The sequence below is a fragment of the Rhizobium sp. TH135 genome, from assembly GCF_002855515.1.
Lineage (GTDB): Bacteria > Pseudomonadota > Alphaproteobacteria > Rhizobiales > Rhizobiaceae > Allorhizobium.
Map to the genome: position 1 here is coordinate 88367 of NZ_PKRP01000006.1, position 19581 is coordinate 107947.

At 61.5% G+C, this 19581-nt stretch carries 22 protein-coding genes; 14 read left to right on the forward strand and 8 right to left on the reverse strand.

What is annotated here, in order from left to right; translation table 11 throughout:
* The first annotated feature begins 208 nt into the window (after positions 1–208).
* The 3 genes from purM (at position 209) to C0V73_RS17910 (ending at position 2969) form a co-directional block, all read left to right on the forward strand.
* On the forward strand, positions 209–1282 hold the full coding sequence (purM, locus tag C0V73_RS17900; protein ID WP_102021375.1) for a phosphoribosylformylglycinamidine cyclo-ligase: 1074 nt from the start codon (positions 209–211) through the stop codon (positions 1280–1282).
* The gene (gene purN / locus C0V73_RS17905; RefSeq protein ID WP_102021376.1) at positions 1279–1935 is read left to right on the forward strand and encodes a phosphoribosylglycinamide formyltransferase; all 657 of its coding nucleotides are present in this window, start codon (positions 1279–1281) and stop codon (positions 1933–1935) included. Before purM ends, purN begins: the two co-directional genes overlap by 4 nt.
* Positions 1936–2027: 92 nt before the next feature.
* Complete coding sequence (locus C0V73_RS17910) at positions 2028–2969, forward strand: omptin family outer membrane protease (protein ID WP_102021377.1); 942 nt, start codon at positions 2028–2030, stop codon at positions 2967–2969.
* Here the strand turns inward: C0V73_RS17910 and C0V73_RS17915 are convergent.
* The gene (locus tag C0V73_RS17915; protein WP_102021378.1) at positions 2966–3565 is read right to left on the reverse strand and encodes an NUDIX domain-containing protein; all 600 of its coding nucleotides are present in this window, start codon (positions 3563–3565) and stop codon (positions 2966–2968) included. The genes C0V73_RS17910 and C0V73_RS17915 overlap by 4 nt on opposite strands.
* A 2-nt stretch (positions 3566–3567) precedes the next feature.
* Positions 3568–5682, reverse strand: a complete 2115-nt coding sequence (locus tag C0V73_RS17920) for a molybdopterin oxidoreductase family protein (protein WP_245408019.1) — start codon at positions 5680–5682, stop codon at positions 3568–3570.
* Between the two features lie 75 nt (positions 5683–5757).
* Here C0V73_RS17920 and C0V73_RS17925 point away from each other — a divergent pair, with 75 nt between their 5' ends.
* The 3 genes from C0V73_RS17925 to C0V73_RS17935 are packed head-to-tail and all read left to right on the forward strand — an operon-like array spanning position 5758 to position 8020.
* Complete coding sequence (locus C0V73_RS17925) at positions 5758–6621, forward strand: 23S rRNA (adenine(2030)-N(6))-methyltransferase RlmJ (RefSeq protein ID WP_102021380.1); 864 nt, start codon at positions 5758–5760, stop codon at positions 6619–6621.
* A 13-nt stretch (positions 6622–6634) separates the two neighbouring features.
* Positions 6635–7393 carry a ribonuclease T(2) gene (locus C0V73_RS17930; protein ID WP_102021381.1) on the forward strand — a complete coding sequence of 253 codons (759 nt, stop codon included), beginning with the start codon at positions 6635–6637 and terminating at the stop codon, positions 7391–7393.
* A 30-nt stretch (positions 7394–7423) separates the two neighbouring features.
* A complete protein-coding gene (locus C0V73_RS17935) occupies positions 7424–8020 on the forward strand; it encodes a glutathione S-transferase (protein ID WP_102021382.1) in 597 nt (198 codons plus the stop codon).
* 80 nt (positions 8021–8100) lie between these two features.
* Here C0V73_RS17935 and C0V73_RS17940 read toward each other — a convergent pair whose 3' ends face one another.
* Entirely contained in the window at positions 8101–8745 is a 645-nt protein-coding gene (locus tag C0V73_RS17940) for an outer membrane protein (RefSeq protein WP_102021383.1), read from the reverse strand.
* 366 nt (positions 8746–9111) lie between these two features.
* On the opposite strand from C0V73_RS17940, the gene C0V73_RS17945 reads away from it, so the two are divergent.
* The 5 genes from C0V73_RS17945 to C0V73_RS17965 all read left to right on the forward strand — a co-directional run bounded on the left by C0V73_RS17945 (position 9112) and on the right by C0V73_RS17965 (position 13349).
* The gene (locus C0V73_RS17945) at positions 9112–9870 is read left to right on the forward strand and encodes an SDR family oxidoreductase (RefSeq protein WP_102021384.1); all 759 of its coding nucleotides are present in this window, start codon (positions 9112–9114) and stop codon (positions 9868–9870) included.
* A complete protein-coding gene (uvrC, locus tag C0V73_RS17950) occupies positions 9867–11894 on the forward strand; it encodes an excinuclease ABC subunit UvrC (protein WP_102021385.1) in 2028 nt (675 codons plus the stop codon). Before C0V73_RS17945 ends, uvrC begins: the two co-directional genes overlap by 4 nt.
* 118 nt (positions 11895–12012) lie before the next feature.
* Positions 12013–12594: a CDP-diacylglycerol--glycerol-3-phosphate 3-phosphatidyltransferase gene (gene pgsA, locus C0V73_RS17955; protein WP_102021386.1), complete on the forward strand. Its 582-nt coding sequence runs from the start codon at positions 12013–12015 to the stop codon at positions 12592–12594.
* Position 12595: 1 nt separating this feature from the next.
* Complete coding sequence (gene moaD, locus C0V73_RS17960) at positions 12596–12850, forward strand: molybdopterin converting factor subunit 1 (RefSeq protein ID WP_102021387.1); 255 nt, start codon at positions 12596–12598, stop codon at positions 12848–12850.
* Between the two features lie 25 nt (positions 12851–12875).
* A complete protein-coding gene (locus C0V73_RS17965) occupies positions 12876–13349 on the forward strand; it encodes a molybdenum cofactor biosynthesis protein MoaE (RefSeq protein ID WP_102021388.1) in 474 nt (157 codons plus the stop codon).
* Here the strand turns inward: C0V73_RS17965 and C0V73_RS17970 are convergent.
* Positions 13339–14235, reverse strand: a complete 897-nt coding sequence (locus C0V73_RS17970; RefSeq protein WP_102021389.1) for a branched-chain amino acid ABC transporter permease — start codon at positions 14233–14235, stop codon at positions 13339–13341. The genes C0V73_RS17965 and C0V73_RS17970 overlap by 11 nt on opposite strands.
* A 59-nt stretch (positions 14236–14294) precedes the next feature.
* On the opposite strand from C0V73_RS17970, the gene C0V73_RS17975 reads away from it, so the two are divergent.
* Both C0V73_RS17975 and C0V73_RS17980 read left to right on the forward strand, forming a co-directional pair.
* Complete coding sequence (locus C0V73_RS17975; protein WP_102021390.1) at positions 14295–14846, forward strand: CGNR zinc finger domain-containing protein; 552 nt, start codon at positions 14295–14297, stop codon at positions 14844–14846.
* Positions 14843–15355, forward strand: coding sequence for a hypothetical protein (locus C0V73_RS17980; protein ID WP_102021391.1), 513 nt, complete (start codon positions 14843–14845; stop codon positions 15353–15355). The genes C0V73_RS17975 and C0V73_RS17980 overlap by 4 nt, the downstream gene beginning before the upstream one ends.
* Before the next feature lie 104 nt (positions 15356–15459).
* Here the strand turns inward: C0V73_RS17980 and ndk are convergent, their stop codons facing one another.
* Entirely contained in the window at positions 15460–15882 is a 423-nt protein-coding gene (gene ndk / locus C0V73_RS17985; protein ID WP_102021392.1) for a nucleoside-diphosphate kinase, read from the reverse strand.
* Positions 15883–15999: 117 nt separating this feature from the next.
* A complete protein-coding gene (locus C0V73_RS17990; RefSeq protein WP_102021393.1) occupies positions 16000–16683 on the reverse strand; it encodes a glutathione S-transferase family protein in 684 nt (227 codons plus the stop codon).
* Between the two features lie 135 nt (positions 16684–16818).
* Between C0V73_RS17990 and C0V73_RS17995 the strand changes: the two genes are divergently transcribed.
* Positions 16819–17325: a DinB family protein gene (locus C0V73_RS17995; RefSeq protein ID WP_102021706.1), complete on the forward strand. Its 507-nt coding sequence runs from the start codon at positions 16819–16821 to the stop codon at positions 17323–17325.
* A 104-nt stretch (positions 17326–17429) separates the two neighbouring features.
* Here the strand turns inward: C0V73_RS17995 and C0V73_RS18000 are convergent, their stop codons facing one another.
* Both C0V73_RS18000 and C0V73_RS18005 read right to left on the reverse strand, forming a co-directional pair.
* A complete protein-coding gene (locus C0V73_RS18000; protein ID WP_102021394.1) occupies positions 17430–19022 on the reverse strand; it encodes a HAMP domain-containing methyl-accepting chemotaxis protein in 1593 nt (530 codons plus the stop codon).
* On the reverse strand, positions 19019–19318 hold the full coding sequence (locus C0V73_RS18005; RefSeq protein ID WP_102021395.1) for a hypothetical protein: 300 nt from the start codon (positions 19316–19318) through the stop codon (positions 19019–19021). Before C0V73_RS18005 ends, C0V73_RS18000 begins: the two co-directional genes overlap by 4 nt.
* Positions 19319–19581 lie beyond the last annotated feature (263 nt).

A 19581-nucleotide genomic window follows, 5' to 3' on the forward strand; every position in this document is an offset into this window, starting at 1 on the left:
TCGGCCGCTCTTCACCTGCTGCTGCGCTGCACTAGGAGATAGGTTACCGGCAAAGCCTTGGTCAAGAACTCGCACCCTCAAGACCACGACAAGTGATGATCGAGGCCGAGATTGGCCGGGAAATCGTGCACTTCCCCGGCTCGCTGCTTGCATCTGAGGGCTCTTCATGCCATGGCCAGCCCAAATTCTCGCAGGATCGGAGGCAGGCATGAGCCAGGCTGGCAAGAACGGGTTGACCTATAGCGATGCAGGCGTCGACATCGATGCAGGCAACCTGATGGTCGAGAAGATCAAGCCGGCCGTGAAGTCGACGCGTCGTCCCGGTGCGGATGGTGAAATCGGCGGCTTCGGCGGCTTGTTCGACCTCAAGGCTGCAGGCTTCAAGGATCCGATCCTGGTTGCGGCAAACGACGGCGTCGGCACCAAGCTGAAGATCGCCATCGACGCCAATATCCATGACACCGTCGGCATCGACCTCGTCGCCATGTGCGTCAACGACCTCGTGGTGCAGGGTGCCGAACCCCTGCTCTTCCTCGACTATTTCGCCACCGGCAAGCTCGACCCCGACCAGGGTGCTGCGATCGTTCAAGGCATCGCTGCCGGCTGCCGCGAGGCAGGCTGCGCGCTGATCGGCGGCGAAACCGCCGAAATGCCGGGCATGTATTCCAAGGGCGATTATGACCTCGCGGGCTTTGCAGTCGGTGCTGCCGAGCGCGGCGAACTGCTGCCGGCCGGCGACATCGCCGAAGGCGACGTAATCCTCGGTCTCTCCTCGTCGGGCGTCCATTCCAACGGCTTTTCGCTGGTGCGCAAGATCGTCGAACTCTCGGGCCTTGCCTGGGATGCGCCCGCCCCCTTCGTCGAGGGACAGTCGCTGGGCGCCGCGCTTCTCACACCGACCCGCATCTATGTGAAGCCGCTTCTCAAGGCGATCAAGGAAACCAAGGCGCTGAAGGCGCTCGCCCATATCACCGGCGGCGGCTTCCCGGAGAACATTCCGCGCGTGCTGCCGAAGCATCTCGCCGCCGAGATCGATCTCTCCTCCTTCCAGGTTCCGGCCGTCTTCTCCTGGCTCGCCAAGACAGGTGGCGTTGCCCAGAACGAAATGCTGCGCACCTTCAACTGCGGCATCGGCATGATCGTCGTCGTCTCCGCCAACAAGGTGGACGACGTGACCAAGGCACTGGAAGCCGAGGGTGAAACCGTTGCCCGTCTGGGTCGCATGATTGCCCGCGAAGAGGGTGCGCATGGCGTGACCTACAAGGGTACGCTCGCCCTATGAGCGCCCGGCGCCAACGCGTCGTCGCCTTCATTTCCGGCGGCGGATCGAACATGCTGGCGCTGGCCAAGGCGTGCGAGGCGGCCGACTATCCGGCCGAAATCGTCGCGGTCTTTTCCGATAAGCCTGAGGCCGGCGGCCTTGCCAAGGCTGAAGCGCTCGGCATTCCGACACACGTGTTCGAGCGCAAGGCCTATGGCTCCAAAGCCGAGCATGAGGCGGCAATCCTCGCCGCACTCGCCGAGATCGGCCCAGACCTGATTTGCCTCGCCGGTTACATGCGCCTGCTCTCCGGCGATTTCATCCGTCCGCATACCGGCCGGATCCTCAACATCCACCCTTCCCTGCTGCCACTCTTTCCAGGCCTGCACACGCATCAGCGGGCAATCGAGGCCGGCATGAAGGTCGCGGGCTGTACGGTGCATTTCGTCACCGAAGGCATGGACGAAGGCCCTGTTATTGCGCAGGCGGTCGTGCCCGTTCTGATCGATGATACGCCAGAGACGCTGGCCGCGCGCGTGCTGACTGTAGAACACCAGACCTATGCGGCGGCTCTGAAGCTGGTCGCCTCCGGCAGCGTCTCCATGCGTGCCGATGGCAGCGTCGAACGGCTGACATCGGGAACGGATGCGGAAGGCAGGTTGATCAGCGCCTGAGGCGGTTGGAGCCGCAAGAGGCTCCAACTGATAGCATTCTCTTAACCATAAACATGCAACCGTGGCGATTATCACAGCGATACGGTCAAGCCATGTTCAAACTCCAAATCATTTCGCTTCTCTCTATCAGCAACATTCTACTCTCCACGGCTCCTGCCTTTAGCCAAGACGCTTTCTCAGGCTCTTCTGCCGGTTCTGTTCGCTACTTCGCTGGCATCGGGATGGCCAACATCAAGGCCGGTGAATATGTCTATAGTGGCGACTACAAAGTCAGCCAACTCGACTGGGAGAGCAAGGGCGTCAAAACTGGCTCGATCGGGGCAGAGGTTGACATCGGTTACGCTTGGAAACTGAAAGGCCGGGTCGATGTCGGCCTCGGCGGTGACGGCTTCATGGAAGACCGCGACTGGCTTGACACATCCTATTCCGGCTGGACGGACCAGTCGCTGCATCCAGATACGGACCTAGATCGCTACGTCAACGTGCTGCTCGAGGCTGAGCGCGCCTTAGTTGATACCGGCGCGACCCGGCTCGGCGTCGGCGGCGGTGTCGGTTACACCAACGTCAAATGGACAGCCCGCGGCGGAAGCTACATTTATACGGACGTGACGCTGCACGACACCGTCGGCAACTTTGCCGACGGCGAAAAGGGGATTACCTACGAGCAACGGATACCGACGCTGTTTCTTAGCGCCAATGCTGAGCAGAAAGTCGGCGCTTTCACGGTTTCAGGCGTTCTGCGTGGTGGCGCGAGTGTCGGATACAAAGACGTTGACGATCATTGGATGCGAGATCTGCACTTCATCGAACGGATGAACCTCGCGCCAATGATGGGTGCTACAGTTACAGCCGACTATCAGTTTCTACCCTCAGCCACCGTCTACGTCGCGGGCGATTTTCAAAAGATCTTTAAGACACGAGGCGACATGGAACGTCGGAACACCGCAACCGGAGTTGTGACCTATTTCGACGACTCTGCTGCCGCAGACCATGAGTCCCTCACGATTTCGGCCGGCATAAAGGGCGCATTCTAAGCGCCCCCGGCACTCCGCCGAAGGGCCGCCCATTGCAGCAGCATGATCGTCTTCGCGTCGATGATCTCGCCGGCCTCGACCATTTCCATGGCTTCCGCGAAGGGCAGTTCAACGACCTCGAGGTCTTCCTGCTCGTCGTCGAGCCCACCACCGTCGGCGATCCGGTCAGCATCGGTCACGGCGGCGTAGAAGCCGTGGAGCTTCTCGGTGACCGAACCGGGAGACATGTAGGCGGCGTAGGCAGGGGTGGCCCGGGCGATCTTGTAACCTGTTTCTTCCAGCGCTTCGCGCAGCGCTGCCTGCAGCGCGGTTTCCCCGTCGTCGATGAAGCCGGCTGGCGCTTCGAGCAGATAGGGATATTCGCCGCTCAGATGGGCTGCGATGCGCAGCTGTCGCACCAGCGTGACGGTGTCGCGCTCGACATTGTGCAGGAGGATGGCCGAGGCGTTGCGGCGGTCGAAGACTTCCCAGGAAAGGCGATGCGGTGCCCTGCCCTCGCGGAAGAAATCGAAGGTGATGCCGCGCAGATGGCTCCAGCCCTTCCACAGCGTCTTGTCTTCCAGGATCGCGATCCGGGCCTTGTCGAAAATGCTCATGCTCAAGATTTTCTCATCCAGACCTTGTTGTCATGGAAGGCTGCACCGCCATGGGGGGCCGCCGGATCGGCACCGGTCAGGACGTTGATCCCCTCGCCGTCAATGTGAGACTTGTTCGGCCAGAGGCCCTCGGCCACCAGCACGCCCGGCTTCACGGCATCAGTGATCTTGGCATGGATGCGGAGTTCGCCCCTGACATTGCCGAGGCGGACGACATCGCCATCGGCAAGGCCGAGGGTCAGGGCATCGGTGGGATTCACCATGACCTCCGGGCGGCCTTCCTTGTCGCGCGAGGTCTTGGTCTCGGCAAAGGTGGAGTTCAGGAAGTTGCGTGCCGGCGAGGTCGCAAGGCGGAAGGGATGTTCGGCATCTGCGGTCTCGATCAGGTCCACCTGGTCGGGGTAAACCGGGAGCGCCTTGACCGGTCCCAGCGAGCCCAGCTTTGCCGGCGGCTTGTTCGGGGCGGGCGTGTTTTCCCAATCCGGCTTGAAGCGGAACTTGCCGTCGGGATGGGCAAAGCCATTCAGGTAATGGGCATCGTCGAAGGCCGGCTGGCAGTCGAGCCACTTGTCCTCGATCAGCGTGTCGAAATCCGGCTTGCCGCTGATGTAAAGCATGCGCTCGATATGCTCGCGCTCGGTCTTGCCGAAGCCGGGGCGGTCGGCGATGCCGAGGCGTTTGGCCAGTTCCTCGATGACGAAGAGATTGGTCCGCACCAAAGGCGGTGCGTCGACCAGCTTCGGCCCGAGCAGGATATGGCTCTGTCCGCCGCCGCGATAGATGTCGTCATGCTCGACGAACATGGTGGCGGGCAGGACGATGTCGGCCAGCTCCGCCGTCTCGGTCATGAACTGCTCGTGCACGGCAACGAAGAGGTCGTTGCGCAGGAAGCCCTGCTTCACCAGCCGCTGTTCGGGCGCGACATTCACCGGGTTCGTGTTCTGGATGATCAGCGCGTCGACTGGACCGCGATGGCGCAGCGCCTCGGCGTCACCTGTCAGGACACGACCGATCTGCGACTGGTCGAGCATGCGGATCTCAGGGTCGACCATCGCCGTGCCCATCAGCTCCGCCTTGTTCAGCTGGAAGATGTCGCTGTTGGAGTGGAAGGCGCCGCCGCCCTCGTATTGCCAGGCGCCGAGCACCGTCGCAAGCGACAGGGCCGCATGCATGGAGACGGCACCGTTACGGCTGCGGGTGAAGCCGTAGCCGAGGCGGAAATAGGTCTTTTTCGTCTGGCCGACATGGCGGGCGAAGGCCTCGATCTCGTCGACTGAGAGGCCCGTAATCGCGGAGGCCCATTCCGGCGTCTTGTCCTTAAGGTGCGCTTCGAGGCCCGCCGGATCATCGGCGAACTTCGCCATATAGGCGCGGTCGGCGTAGCCATCACGGAAGGCGACATGCATGGCAGCGCAGGCGAGCGCCGCATCGGTGCCGGGCTTGAGGATCAAGGCCATGTCGGCCTGCTTCATTGTCGGATTGTCGTAAATGTCGACGACGACGATCTTGGCGCCACGATCTTTCCGGGCCTTGATCGCGTGGGTCATCACATTGACCTGGGTGGCGACCGCATTGGTGCCCCAGATCACCACGCAATCGGAGACGGCCATTTCGCGCGGATCGGGGCCGCGCAGCGTGCCGGTGCCCATGACATAGCCGGTCCAGGCCATATTGGTGCAGATCGTCCCGAAGAAGCCGGAATACTTCTTGGCGTGGCGCAGGCGCTCGATCGAGTCGCGTTGCACGAGGCCCATGGTGCCGGCGTAGAAATAAGGCCAGACGGCTTCCGAGCCATGGCGCTGCTCGGCCTTGACGAAGGCGTCGGCGATCTCGTCGAGGGCGGCTTCCCAGGTGACGTCCTGCCACTGCCCTGCCCCCTTCGCGCCGGCCCGGCGAACCGGTTTCATCAGCCGGTCGGGATGATAAAGCCGCTCGGCGTAACGCGCGACCTTGGCGCAGATGACGGCCGCAGTGTAGCTGTTCTCAGTTGCCCCGCGCATACGACCGATGCGGCCGTCCTCGGTCAGTTCGACGTCGAGGGCGCAGGTGGATGGACAGTCATGCGGACAGGCCGTATGACCGACCGACCGGTTTCGGATGGGGCTCTGAATGTTCATGGGCCGGTTATAGGCCATGGTCGGAACGCTCAAAAGCCCCATTCGAACAAATCATCGACGCCATCGGAACCGCATATGAATTATCGCCATATCTATCACGCGGGCAATTTTGCCGATGTGCTGAAGCATCTCGTGCTGTCGCGGCTGATCGTCTACCTGCAGCAGAAGGACAAGGCGTTCCGCGTGCTCGACACCCATGCCGGCATCGGCCTCTACGACCTCTCGTCGGACGAAGCGCAGAAAACAGGCGAATGGCTCGAGGGGATCGGCAAGGTGATCGATGCGGAGCTGCCGGAGAAGGTGGCCGAGATCATGGCGCCTTATCTCGATGCGGTGAAGGGGCTCAACCCGGATCGCCAGGAAGGCGGTCCGCTGACACGCTATCCCGGCTCGCCGAAACTCGCACGCGATCTCTTCCGCCCGCAGGATCGCCTCTCGGCGATGGAGCTGCATCCCGAGGATTCGCGGTCCCTCTCTCGTCTGTTCGAGGGCGATTTCCAGGTGCGCGTGACCGAGCTCGACGGCTGGCTGACGCTGAATGCGCATCTGCCGCCGAAGGAGAAGCGCGGCATCGTGCTGGTCGATCCGCCCTTCGAGAAGGAGGGTGAATACGAGCGGCTGGTGGACGGTCTCGCCAAGGCGCATCGACGGTTTGCCAATGGCGTCTACTGCCTCTGGTATCCGATCAAGAAGGGCGCGCCGATCAAGGAATTCCACGAGGCGCTGCAAGCGCTTGGAATTCCCAAGATGCTCTGTGCCGAACTGCATGTGAAGAGCGACCGCGAGCAGACGGGCTTGTCCGGCACCGGCCTCATCATCGTCAATCCGCCCTTCACGCTGAAGGACGAGATGCATCTGGCCCTTCCCGAGCTGAAGCGGTTGATGGCGCAGGACCGCTACGCATCGCATCGCTGCTTCTGGCTACGCGGCGAAGACTGATCGGGGGATCGGCATGGGACGCTATACCGGCTTCATCGCCTTCGGCCTCATGCTTGCGGCAGCTGCCGTCTACAGCTTCCTGCCTGTCGAAACTCCCGGAGATCGCCCAGCCTCGACTGCGACTTCGCAGACGCCCTCGACACAGCCGAAAGCGGACCCGGCACAATCTCCGACCGTGCCTGCCTCGGACATCCCGCAAGGCAGCGGCTTCGACTTCTATGTGCTCGCCCTCTCCTGGTCCCCGACTTTCTGTGACAGCGAGGCGGCAGGCCGCAATCGTGAGCAGTGCGGCGGGGACAAAGACTTCAGCTGGGTCGTGCACGGGCTCTGGCCACAGAACGACAAGGGCTGGCCGGAAAATTGTCCGACATCGGAGGGCACCCGTGTGCCTGAGCGGATCGGACGCACGGTCATGGACATCATGCCGAGCATGGGCCTGATCGGGCATCAGTGGCGCAAGCACGGCTCCTGCTCCGGCCTCGGCATGAGCGACTACTTCAATCTGCTCCGCCAAGCCCATGATACCATTCGCATTCCGGCCGAGCTCTCCGATGTCGAAAGCGAAAGCCGCACATCGCCGCAGGCGGTTGAAGCAGCCTTCATCCGCAGCAATCCGGGCCTTGCCCGCTCGGCAGTGGCGGTGACCTGTGATAGGGAGAGAGTCGATGAAGTCAGGATCTGTCTCGACAAGTCGCTGGGCTTCAGGAATTGCCCGGAGGTCGACAGCCGATCCTGCCGCCGGTCCGAAATCACCATTCCGCCCGTGCGCTGACCCCGCAAACAAGAGCCACAGGAAACCATCATGAAGCTGCTCTTCGCGCCCGCCTCGCCCTATTCCTCGAAAGTCCGCATGGCGGCCCGCCATCTCGGCATCGAACTGGAGGAGATCCGGGTGAACACGGCGGAAAACCCGCCGGAACTGCTGGATGCCAATCCGCTTGGCAAGATCCCGACGCTGGTGACTGACGACGGCACCACCATTTTCGACAGCCGCGCCATCATGCACTACCTGCACCGGATCGGCGACAAACGCCTTTATCCGAAGAAGGACGAGAAGCGGACCGAGGCTGAGGTTCTGGAGGCGCTCGCCGACGGCATCAGCGACTGCCTGCTGGCCATCGTTTATGAAAAGCGCTTCCGGCCGCCGGAACTCGTCAGCCAGGACGCAATCGACCGGCAATGGGCGAAGATCAATCGCAGCCTCGATTATCTCGACAAGAATCTGCCAAAGGTCGGCAAGAAGCTGCATGGCGGCCATTTCGCGCTGGCCGCAACGCTCGGCTATTTGATGCTGCGCTTCCCCGGCGATTGGGAAAACGGTCGGGCGGCGCTCACCGAATGGCCGGCAAAGTTTGCGAAAGCCTTCGAGCCCTACCCTGCCCTCAGGCCCAAGGCCTGAGCCGCTTTTTCTTTCTTATCTCCAAACACAGAAAAGCCGGGACGATGCCCGGCTTTTCCTTATGCAGTTGATCGCGTGGATCAGAACTTCACGCCCATGCCGACCTTGACGGAGTGGTCGTCGAAGCCCTTGGAGATCGCACCAGTGCCGAGATCGAAGTCGCGCTTCTGGTAGTCGCTGTAGCGGTATTCGACGCGAGCGGTGATGTTGTCGGTGACGAAGGTTTCGACACCGGCGCCGACGGTGTAACCGGCAGCCAGCTTCTCGTCGTTCGTGCCATTGCCTTCCAGCTCGTGGTTGGCGACAGCCACACCGGCCGTACCGTAGACGAGGAAGGGATTCAGGTCGTAACCGACGCGGCCACGGATCGAGCCGTTGACGCCCTGGGTGCCCTTGAGGCCGGCGCCGGCAGAGCCGTCTTCGCCGTTGTAGCTGAGGTCGGCTTCACCACCGTATACGATGGAGCCGCTCTGCATGTTGTAACCGCCGTAGACGGTGCCGCCGAGGTTGTCGGCATCGCGGCCATCGGTCGAGCCGGTGAACTTGCCCATGTCATAGGTGATACCACCGCCGACATATGCACCCGACCAGTTGCCGGCCGGTGCAGAGAAGGATTCGGCTGCAGCCGGGGCTTCCGGTGCCTGATAGATCGCGTCAGCAGCCTGGGCGGCAAAAGCGACGACGGTGGTGGCGGATGCCAGAAGCATGATCTTGAGGGTACGCATGTTAGTCTCCTTTCGGTTCCCGGCCGCGCTTCACTAAGAACCAACGGCGGCCTGAACGTTAGTGGGTATTACCTGTCCGTTCCGAATGTACATTTGGCGGGCAATTGAGGAAATGAGAGAGCCGAAATGTGAATTCATTGTGGCACAGCAGTGACAAAATCGGGACGTTGCTTAAAAGACACAAACGATTCGTTAACCATAACAAATAGTTTACGCGAAACGGCCAGTTCACCAACAAGATATACTAAAATTATACATAAGGATCACCAAGAAGAAGTCCGGCAAGGATTCACTTTTTGCCTGTTTAAATATCGCGAGGGAGCCATATATGCAGCGCAACAGCACAGGCAGAACAAGGTAAGACCGATGCAAAACAGCATCCCGAAGGTGGCATTGGTCACCGGATCCGCAAAACGACTTGGCCGCGCCATCGCCGAAGACTTGGCCGCGCATGGATTTGCCGTCGCATTGCATGCGAACGGATCTCTCGAGGCGGCTGAAGCCGTGGCGGCGGGCTTGAGGTCGGAGGGAAAGAAGGCAATCGCACTTAAGGCCGATCTTGGTAACATTTCCGAGACTGCATCCTTGATCGCGCGGACGGAAGCCGAATTCGGCACCGTCGGGTTACTGGTCAACAATGCGTCCGTCTTCGAAGATGACACGGCTGTCGATTTCGATGCCGAAATCTTCGCCCGGCATTTCGATGTGCATGTCCGCGCACCCGCGATCCTGAGCGGCGCTCTCGTCAAGGCACTGCCGGAGGATCGCTCAGGCCTGATTGTCAACATCATCGACCAGCGGGTGCTTTCGCTGAAGCCGAGCTTCTTTTCCTATACGCTGTCGAAATCGACGATGTGGACGGCGACGAGAACGCTCGCGCAGGCCTTTGCACCGCGTGTTCGGGTCAATGCAATCGGCCCCGGCCCCACCCTGATCTCTGAGCGGCAGCGGCCGGAGGACTTTCAGGCGCAGATCGACAGCCTCCCGCTCAAGCGCGGCCCATCGCTGGACGAATTCGGGCGCACCATCCGCTTTCTTTTTGACACGCCGTCGATCACCGGCCAAATGATCGCCTTGGATGGGGGGCAGCATCTGATTTGGAACGGCACGGAGATCAATGAATGAATGGAGGAAAGCTGCCCGATGGCGGCATTCTCTATGACGGCACGGAAGAGGATGACGACGAGAGCGTGGTTGAGGTGGAAGCCTCCCGTCCCGGCGTCGAGATCGACTGGCATGTTGACGGGCTCGATGAAACGGGCCTGACCGGCGCCGATCTGATTGCCGAATTCGTCAAGCGTCTGCCGAACGCGCCGGGTGTCTACCGGATGCTGAACAAGGACGGCGAGGTCATGTATGTCGGCAAGGCGCGCAGCCTGAAGAAGCGCGTCAGCAACTATGCGCAGGGCCGCGTACATTCGAACCGCCTTTCGCGCATGGTGCGCGACACCGTGCACATGGAATTCGTCACGACCCGCACCGAGGTCGAGGCGCTGCTGCTCGAAGCCAACCTCATCAAGCGCCTGCGTCCGCGCTTCAACGTGCTGTTGCGCGACGACAAGAGTTTTCCCTATATCCTGATCACCGGGGACAGCCGGTCTCCCGCGATCTACAAGCATCGCGGCGCGCGCGCCCGCAAGGGAGACTATTTCGGCCCCTTTGCCTCGGCGAGTGCCGTTGGCCGGACGATCAACTCGCTGCAGCGCGCCTTTCTGTTGCGCACCTGCACCGACAGCGTCTTCGAAAGCCGTACGCGCCCCTGTCTGCTCTATCAAATCAAGCGCTGTTCGGGTCCGTGCACCCATGAGATCAGCGACGAGGGGTATTCCGGCCTCGTGCGCGAGGCCAAGGACTTCCTCTCGGGCAAGAGCCAGAACGTCAAGGAAGCCATGGCCCGCGCCATGAACGAGGCCGCCGAAGACCTCGATTTCGAGCGCGCCGCCGTGTTTCGCGATCGTCTCGCCGGGCTCAGCCACGTCCAGAGCCATCAAGGCATCAACCCTGCTGGCGTCGAGGAAGCCGACGTCTTCGCGATCCATCATGAGGGCGGGCTTTCCTGCATCCAGGTGTTCTTCTTCCGCGCCAGCCAGAACTGGGGAAACCAGGCCTATTTCCCCAAGGCCGACCCGCAGCTCAGCGCAGCGGAGGTGCTCAACTCCTTCCTCGCCCAGTTTTATGACGACAAACCCGTGCCGCGGCTCATTCTCCTGTCGGAAGAGGTTGAGGAGCAGGACCTGCTTGCCACGGCGCTTTCCGAGAAGGCCGGACACAAGGTTTCGATCAGCGTGCCGCAGCGCGGGGAAAAGAAGGATCTCGTCGATCACGTGAATTCCAATGCCCGCGAGGCGCATGGGCGGAAGCTCGCCGAAACTGCTTCGCAGTCGCGCCTTCTCGCAGGCCTCGCCGAGACCTTCCAGCTGCCCTACGTGCCACGCCGCATCGAGATCTACGACAACTCGCACATCATGGGCACCAACGCCGTCGGCGGCATGGTGGTCGCGGGGCCGGAAGGTTTCGTGAAGGGCCAGTATCGCAAGTTCAACATCAAATCGACCGACATCACGCCGGGCGACGACTTCGGCATGATGCGCGAAGTGATGACGCGGCGGTTTTCGCGCCTGCTGAAGGAAGAGGGAAAGCCGGATCGCAGTGTGGCCCCGGAGGACAACGCGGATGCCGGCTTCCCCGCCTGGCCGGATGTGATCCTCATCGACGGTGGTCAGGGCCAGATGACGGCGGTGCGCAAGATCCTCGACGAACTCGACATCACCGACAGCGTGATTGCGATTGGCGTTGCCAAGGGTGTCGACCGCGATGCCGGCCGAGAGCGCTTCTTCGTGCAGGGAAAGCCGGACTTCACCCTGCCGCCGCGCGATCCGGTGCTCTACTTCATCCAGCGCATGCGCGACGAGGCCCACCGGTTTGCGATCGGCTCCCACCGGGCGCGGCGCAAAAAGGAAATGGTCAAGAACCCGCTCGACGAGATTGCCGGCATCGGACCGACGCGCAAGCGGGCGCTTCTCCAGCACTTCGGAACGGCAAAGGCCGTTTCCCGCGCCGCCACCAGCGACCTGATGGCCGTCGAGGGCATTTCGGAGGCCGTGGCGCGGCTGATCTACAACCATTTCCACGAAAACAGTGGCGAGTGACGCGAAAAGACGAACCGATCGCCGCAAGCGTGATAAAATCCATTCAGAATTCTTGAGTTGACGGTTTCTGCCGAAAGACATCATCTACCGACGCATCCAGACACAAAGACAGGGCATCATGGCTTCGCGCGCATACAACATTCCCAATCTCCTGACCTACGCCCGCATCATCGCCGTGCCGCTCATCGTCGTGTGCTTCTTCCTCGAGGGCAAACTGCAGAGTTCCGATTTCGCTCGCTGGACCGGTCTTGCGATCTTCATCGTCGCCTCGATTACAGACTATCTCGACGGCTATCTGGCGCGCATCTGGAACCAAACCTCGAATATCGGAAAGATGCTGGACCCGATTGCCGACAAGCTGCTGATCGCCTCTGTGCTGCTGCTGATGGCGGCCGATGGTACGATTGCCGGCTGGTCGATCTGGGCGGCCATCACCATTCTCTGCCGCGAAATCCTCGTTTCGGGTCTGCGCGAATATCTGGCGGCGTTGAAGGTTTCCGTGCCTGTGACCCAGATTGCCAAGTGGAAGACCACGGCGCAGATGTTCGCGCTCGCCTTCCTGCTGGCTGGTCCCGCCGGTGACAAGGTACTTCCCTACACGACCGAGGCCGGGATCACGCTGCTCTGGATCGCCGCGATCCTGACCATCTACACCGGCTACGACTATTTCCGCGCCGGCGCGAAGCACATGGTGGATTGAGATGGCGAAGATCGTGTACTTCGCCTGGGTCCGCGAGCGGATCGGCAAGGGTGAGGAAGAAATCGACATTCCCGCCGATGTGAAGACGGCCGGCGATCTCGTGACCTGGCTTGCCACCCTCGGGGAGGGATACGAAGAGGCTCTTCGCTTTCCGAAGGCGATCCGTGTTGCGGTCAATCAGGAGCATGTGGAGCACCACGAATCGATCGCGGGTGCCCGCGAGATCGGCATCTTTCCGCCGATGACCGGGGGCTGAGAGGCCCGCCGCCGGAGTTCAGACCATGACGGCCAAGCCTACACCCACCATTCGCGTCCAGCGGAATGATTTCGACGCGGCCGCTGAAGCGCAGGCTCTGACGCGTGGGCGGAAGGATATCGGGGCGCTGGTGTCCTTCGTCGGCCTCTGCCGCGACGAGGCCGGCAGCCTCGCGGCCCTCGAACTCGAACATTATCCGGGCATGGCGGAAGCCGAGATGACTCGGATCTGCGAACTCGCGGTCGAGCGCTTCTCGCTGCTTGGCATTACCGCCATCCATCGCTTCGGCCGCATCGAGGCCGGCGAGCAGATCGTGCTCGTCATTGCCGCAGCACCCCATCGGCAGTCGGCTTTCGACGGTGCCAACTTCGTCATGGACTTCCTCAAGACCTCCGCTCCCTTCTGGAAGAAGGAGCATGGCCAGGATGGGTCGAGCGGTGAATGGGTCGCGGCGAAGGACGCCGACGACAGCGCGCGGGATCGCTGGATCAAGGAATGATGCGTTCGCGGCGGCTGAGTACCAGCAGCCAGACGAGCGCCGAGATGAGCACCGCATCCCGCCAGACCATTGGGCCGTAGGCGCCCCAGAGTTGCTCGGCAAAGGCGACAGCCGCGGCACCCAGCGCCGAATGCAGGGGGCGTGAATAGCCGCCGACGGCGGCGATTAGCACCACCTTCAGCCCGAAAATCAGACCGGCACCAAAATCCATGGTGCCGTAGAGCGCTGTTGCGGAGAGACCGCCCAAGGCGGCACAGACTGCCGCCGCCAAAAGTGAAAGCACGAAGATCCGGTCTGCATCGACGCCGATGAGGCGCGCCGCCAGAGGGTCCTGGCAGACCGCCTGCCACAAGCGCCCTGCCCGGCTCGCCGTCAGCAGCCAATGGCCGCCCACAACCAGCCCTGCCATCAGGGCGATATGCAGCAGCTGCAGTCTGGTGAGGCCTATTGGTACTCCATCGACCATGAGCAACGTCACCATTTGCTGGCCCATCGGCGGCAGCCAGAGACTGCGGGTGTCGAGCGCCAGGCGGGCGCCCTCCGACAGAAGCAGCACGACGCCAAGGGCGGCGACGATCACCGCGTTGGGCGACCTGTTGTGTAGCGGGAGCATGACATAACGCGCGTTCCAGAACCCTGCGAGCAAGGTGTAGGTGAGGCCGGAGACAAGGCCAAGGCCGAGCGCTGCCGGCAGGACGAGATAGAGGCGGTTCCAGCCATAATCGGTGAACAACAGGCAGATCTGCCCCGCAAAGGCGACCAGCGCGCCGAAGGTGATATCCGGCCGCTTCGTCACTCCAAAGGCGAGCGCGTAGCCGAATGCCAGACAGGCATAGAGGCTCGCCATCGGCAATGCGTTCAGGAGTTGTTGCAGCAGGTACGCCATCTGTCCCTCTTTGCACATTTATAACTGTCAAAATCGATTTTACCAGTTATATTGAATCCATGATCTTCTCTTGGACCCCTCACCGCTTTGCCGGTGGTGCGCTGGCGCTCGATGTCGCCAACAGCGTCATCCTTCGGCATGAACCAGACGGACGACGCGACCGCTTCGCCGTGCCGGAGCAACTGGCCGCTTTTCCGGAAGCGGCGTCGCAGCTCTCTGCGGAACGGGAGAAGTTCGGGGAGCTGCGGCCAGTCGCTCCGGAAAACGAAGCGCTGTTCCTGCATTTGCGCGAGGCAATCGACGGCTATTTCCGCCGCCGTATTGTCGGGGATGACAGTCGCACACAGCTTGCAGACCTCCTGGAGGCCTGCGCCGCCGCCCTGCGCACCGCCATCAGCGATGATAGTCTGGAGGCCGCGACCGCCCATTCGGCGCTTGGCCTTGTCTGTGAGCCACAGCCGGAGCGCATGAAGATCTGCGGCAATTGCGGCTGGCTCTTCATGGACCGCAGCAAGAACCGCAGTCGAACCTGGTGCGACATGGCGGTCTGCGGCAACCGGGTGAAGGCCAATCGTCACTACCACCGGAAAAAGAAGGAGGTCTCGCCATGAAGGCGGTCTCGATCTGCGTTTCCCTGCTCGTGGGGCTCGCGAGTTTGGCGGGTTGCCAGCGTGAAGATCTGGATGAGCCCCTCAAGCTCTCCGGCAAGGTCTTCATCTTCAATTACCGTGTGGCGCAGGCAAGTTATGTCGTGACGCTTGCCCGCAACGGGCCGCTGCCCGATCCGAGCTTTGTAGAGACCACATTCGAGAACCCTGCCGGCGGCGCTCCACTCGTTACGCGTGCCAAGATCTTCCCCTTCTGGGAGAAGGTGTCGCTGGAGAGCCCGCCCGTGCACTGCGTCGTCAAGGACCGGCCGTATGCGGTCTCGATCCGTATCCTCGATGGATCGGACAAGGTGCTGCAGACCATCGAGACGACGCTGACATCGAGCCTCGACCAGACGATCATGCCCGGAAAGGCACTGGTGGTGGGGCCGGTCTACACGCCCAATCCCGAGGTCTATGGCGCCGACGGGACGGTGGACTATGCGCAGGAAGAGACATGTCCGGCGGCCTGAAGCGGCACCCCGGCACGGTACCTTAGGCAACGAAAAACCGGAGCCTTTCGGCCCCGGTTCATCAATTCTTCCAATGTCTTGAGGCTTTAGCCTCAGGACTTGATTCAGCCGACGATCTCGGTGTCTGCGAACCAGTACTTGATTTCTTCGGCAGCGGTTTCCGGAGCGTCCGAACCGTGAACCGAGTTTTCGCCGATCGAGAGGGCGAACATCTTGCGGATCGTGCCTTCGTCGGCATTGGCCGGGTTGGTGGCGCCCATGATTTCGCGGTTCTTCAGGATGGCGTTTTCGCCTTCGAGAACCTGGACGACGGTCGGGCCAGAGGTCATGCCTTCAACCAGTTCGCCGAAGAAGGGGCGTTCCTTGTGAACGGCGTAGAAGCCTTCGGCTTCGCGCTGGCTCATCCATACGCGCTTGGAAGCGACGACGCGCAGGCCGTTGTCTTCGAAGACCTTGGTGATCGCACCGGTCAGGTTGCGCTTTGTGGCATCGGGCTTGATCATCGAGAAGGTGCGTTCAATCGCCATCTGTCTCATCCTTTTGTCTGTCAGGGAAAGTGGGCGGTATCTACCCGCCCCGAATCACGAAGACAAGAGGGGTCCACGAATTTCACGCCGACGTCATAATCGGGCTCCCGCACACCCTTACGCCACGGCCCGGGCAACACCCTTGTGGAGATCGAGGCAGCGAACGAACCACCGGCTGACCGGGTCATCCTCCGGCAGGTGAAGGGATCCCGTGGTGATCCTCAGCCACTGCAGCGCACCGAACAGGATGTAGTCGCCAAACAGCGGCTTTTCGCCACCGACAAAGGGCTGGAAAGACAGCATGTGGCGAAGTGGCTGGAGGGCTGCCGGCAGTGCTGCGATCGCCGCATCCCGTCCGGCTGCGATCTCCTCAAGGCTCTTGCCAAGACGCTCTTCCCGGCTCTTGCGGAAATAAGCCTGGTCAATGGGGTCCAGCATATCGTGGATGTCGATCAGCGCGATGCGGGTGATCGCGCCATGGACGACATGCTGGGCATAACCTTCCACCAGCCGCGCTGCGGCCTCGCCGCCCGGACCGCCGAAGAGGCTCGGCGCATCCGGATAGGCTTCTTCGAGATATTGCGCGATGCGGAAGCTGTCGGAGACCAGCTCCTGTCCATCCCGCAGAACCGGAACGGTCTTGGAAGCTCCATTCTCCACCGTCGGGATCGCTGTGAAAGCCAGCGGGCGTTCTTCAAATACGAGCCCCTTGTGATGCAGTGCCATCACGACCTTCCAGCAATGCGGTGAAAAAGGGCGGGCTGCGTCGGTGCCGCAGAGAGAATAGAGGGTGATGGTCACTTGGCGTCTCCTGATGTCTCGCCAGACAACCGCATCACGGAGCTCGATGCAAATCAGCAATTTTCATGGAACCCATCAGCCCCATTGCTCTCAAATCGGTCTAGGTTGAGCGACGATCGCGATCAGGAGAACGAGATGCAGAACTACCAGATGCTTGCCGAGTACAATGCCTGGGCCAACCGGCTCATTTATGCCGCCGCGTCCGAGCTCTCTGCCGAAGAGCTGGAGCGGGACACTGGCGCCTTCTTCGGCTCGGTCTTCGCGACCCTTAGCCACATCCTCACCGCCGACCGCGTCTGGCTCAATCGTTTCACCGGAGAAGGCCCGAAGCCAACGGCGCTCAATGAGCGCCCCTATGAGCGGTTCGACGATCTGCGTGCAGCACGCGTGGAAGAGGACGACCGCTTCATCCGCTATACCCGCAGCCTGACGCCTGACGCGATCGAGCAGCCGTTCACCTATTCGCCGGTCAGTTCACCCGAGATCGTGACCCAGAAGCTCTGGCCTGCCCTCACCCATGTCTTCAACCACCAGACCCATCACCGTGGGCAGGTGCATGCCGGATTGACCGGAATGGGAAAGCCAAGCCTCAGCCTCGACCTCGTCTATTTCGTCCGCAGCGAGGGCAAGGTCTGGCTTTGAGGAGTGGCATCCCCCTCGATAAGCCGAGGGCTGCTGAACAAAAAAAAGAGGCCGCGATGATCGCGGCCTCGTCTATTTGAAGCTTGCCCTGGAGCCTGCCGCTGTCAGGCGGCCCGTCGGGTCGCGTAGCCTGTCTTCGAGCCGACCTGGAACTGGGCCATCAGCTGATCGAGTGTCGTTGCCTCCTGCACGAGCTGCTCGATGGCAGCGCTTGATTCTTCGACCATCGCCGCGTTCTGCTGGGTGTCCCGATCGATCTGACCAATGGCTGAGTCGATTTCGGCAAGCCCCTGTGCCTGGCTCTTGGCACCATCGATGATCTTGCAGATCTCCCGGCTGATTGCCTGAACCTCGGTCGAAATCGTGCTCAGGGCCTCGCCCGCCTGGTCGACCAGCGACACACCGTGGCGAACTTCTTCGCCTGATGTGTTGATCAGGGCCTTGATCTCCTTCGCCGCATTGGCGGAGCGCTGGGCGAGTTCGCGAACCTCCTGGGCGACGACCGCGAAGCCCTTGCCGGCTTCACCGGCACGGGCTGCTTCGACGCCAGCATTGAGCGCGAGCAGGTTGGTCTGGAAGGCGATTTCGTCGATGACACCGATGATGTTGGAAATCGACTGCGACGACTGCTCGATGCGGCTCATAGCGGAGACGGCATCGGTAACGATCGTGCCGGAGCGCTCCGCACCGGTTCTCGCCTGATTGACCAGTTTGCCGACCGAATCTGCGACGGAGGCCGTGTCCTTGACCGTCGACATGACGCTGGACAGGGCGCTCGCGGTTTCCTCGACCGAGACTGCCTGGCGTTCGCTTCGGGCAGAGAGGTCGTTGTTGGCCTGACCGATCTGGCCTGTGCCGTTCCGCAGGACCGAGGCAACCTGCCCCACCTGAGACACGACGACTTCGAGCTTCTGGACAGACGCGTTGAAGGAAGTCCGCAATTCATCGAGGGGGCCGGAGAAAGCAGTGTCGATGCGGCAGGACAGATCGCCATCCGCGAGCTTCTGCAAGGACTTTGCAAGCTCGGCCACGGCGAAATCGACGGCATCGGCTTCCCGCGCCTTTTCTGCTTCACGCTTGCGGCGTTCAGCTTCTGCCGCAGCATCGGTGCGTCTGGCGTGATCGGCCATCTCAACGGCCTCGCGCTCGGCGGCAACGGCTTCGGCGACGGACTTGTCGGAGACATCGAAAGCCTTGACGACCGCCGAGGTCAGGGCGATCAGGACGATGCTCTGCACGATCAGCACGACCGCATGCAGGACGACGCGCGAGAAGTCGGAATCGCCCGGGAAGACCGCCAGGGGCATCGCGACATAGAGCAGCAGATGGTGGACCGCGACGAGCGCGGCGTAACCGATGATGGCACGCCAGTCGATCCAGGCGGCGCAGATCGCCAAGCTTGCGAAGAAGTACATATGCAGGTCGATCTGTAGCGGCGATCCCTGGAATGCGAAGACCAGGATGGCGACAGTTGCCGCATTGGCCATGGAGGTGACCATGCGGGTGGTCGCGCCAGTGCGATCCTGTGCCCACAGCAAGGTGGCCGGTACCAGCAGAACGAGGGTCGCCAGGATCATCATCCAGTCGGGCCCCTCCTCGCGCACGAGGTTGCGGATCAAGATCAAGGCAAAGTTGATCCAGAGCAGTCCGACGATGCCGTAGGAGACCCTGTCTCTGAGCTTCTTCAGTTCATTCATGTGTTCATTCCTTGCAGGCAACCAAGTGCCAGATCATGGTTGATGACGAGCAAAGCGCCCGCATCGAGTAGCCGCTCCGGAAAATCCGGAGCCTGCGAATAAGCGACCGACATCCAGGGGACGCTTCCAGCCCAGACGAAAGCGCCGTCTGCCCGGTCGATGACGGCCATCGAACCGGCCGCATTTGCAGCCGGTGAAGTTACGACGAGGACAAAGGGGCCGGACGGCCTTGCCGCGATGACAGCGACAACGGCGACCGCTAGCGAGAAGTAGACAGCGGGAATGAGGGACTTCATGGTGCCTACGGATGTTCGCCGGTCGAGTGCTTGGTAAGCGCTTCGCCGGCCTGCTCTGAGAACATCATTTAAAACACATACATCTCTAAATAATAATTAACTGAAGGGCAGAACCCCCTCATTCCTAAGGGGAATTTCAATTTGACAAAAGCCAAGGGAAAGCCCTTGAAGCGCGTCTCTGCCTTAACCGTTTCGTATGTGATGCCGTGTTACGAGACCTGAATTCCGTGGGAATAGTTCCGGCTTCCCGCAGGTAAAGCGCA

Bases quoted from the DNA above. Each gene is read 5' to 3' on its own strand.
- pgsA (WP_102021386.1), top strand. From the start codon at position 12,013: ATGGCTTCGCGCGCATACAACATTCCCAATCTCCTGACCTACGCCCGC.
- C0V73_RS17925 (WP_102021380.1), top strand. From the start codon at position 5,758: ATGAATTATCGCCATATCTATCACGCGGGCAATTTTGCCGATGTGCTG.
- C0V73_RS17995 (WP_102021706.1), top strand. From the start codon at position 16,819: ATGCAGAACTACCAGATGCTTGCCGAGTACAATGCCTGGGCCAACCGG.
- C0V73_RS17935 (WP_102021382.1), top strand. From the start codon at position 7,424: ATGAAGCTGCTCTTCGCGCCCGCCTCGCCCTATTCCTCGAAAGTCCGC.
- uvrC (WP_102021385.1), top strand. From the start codon at position 9,867: ATGAATGGAGGAAAGCTGCCCGATGGCGGCATTCTCTATGACGGCACG.
- C0V73_RS17915 (WP_102021378.1), bottom strand. From the start codon at position 3,565: ATGAGCATTTTCGACAAGGCCCGGATCGCGATCCTGGAAGACAAGACG.
- purN (WP_102021376.1), top strand. From the start codon at position 1,279: ATGAGCGCCCGGCGCCAACGCGTCGTCGCCTTCATTTCCGGCGGCGGA.
- ndk (WP_102021392.1), bottom strand. From the start codon at position 15,882: ATGGCGATTGAACGCACCTTCTCGATGATCAAGCCCGATGCCACAAAG.
- C0V73_RS17945 (WP_102021384.1), top strand. From the start codon at position 9,112: ATGCAAAACAGCATCCCGAAGGTGGCATTGGTCACCGGATCCGCAAAA.
- purM (WP_102021375.1), top strand. From the start codon at position 209: ATGAGCCAGGCTGGCAAGAACGGGTTGACCTATAGCGATGCAGGCGTC.
- C0V73_RS17910 (WP_102021377.1), top strand. From the start codon at position 2,028: ATGTTCAAACTCCAAATCATTTCGCTTCTCTCTATCAGCAACATTCTA.
- C0V73_RS18005 (WP_102021395.1), bottom strand. From the start codon at position 19,318: ATGAAGTCCCTCATTCCCGCTGTCTACTTCTCGCTAGCGGTCGCCGTT.
- C0V73_RS17920 (WP_245408019.1), bottom strand. From the start codon at position 5,682: ATGAACATTCAGAGCCCCATCCGAAACCGGTCGGTCGGTCATACGGCC.
- C0V73_RS17940 (WP_102021383.1), bottom strand. From the start codon at position 8,745: ATGCGTACCCTCAAGATCATGCTTCTGGCATCCGCCACCACCGTCGTC.
- C0V73_RS17965 (WP_102021388.1), top strand. From the start codon at position 12,876: ATGACGGCCAAGCCTACACCCACCATTCGCGTCCAGCGGAATGATTTC.
- C0V73_RS17980 (WP_102021391.1), top strand. From the start codon at position 14,843: ATGAAGGCGGTCTCGATCTGCGTTTCCCTGCTCGTGGGGCTCGCGAGT.
- moaD (WP_102021387.1), top strand. From the start codon at position 12,596: ATGGCGAAGATCGTGTACTTCGCCTGGGTCCGCGAGCGGATCGGCAAG.
- C0V73_RS17970 (WP_102021389.1), bottom strand. From the start codon at position 14,235: ATGGCGTACCTGCTGCAACAACTCCTGAACGCATTGCCGATGGCGAGC.
- C0V73_RS18000 (WP_102021394.1), bottom strand. From the start codon at position 19,022: ATGAATGAACTGAAGAAGCTCAGAGACAGGGTCTCCTACGGCATCGTC.
- C0V73_RS17975 (WP_102021390.1), top strand. From the start codon at position 14,295: ATGATCTTCTCTTGGACCCCTCACCGCTTTGCCGGTGGTGCGCTGGCG.
- C0V73_RS17930 (WP_102021381.1), top strand. From the start codon at position 6,635: ATGGGACGCTATACCGGCTTCATCGCCTTCGGCCTCATGCTTGCGGCA.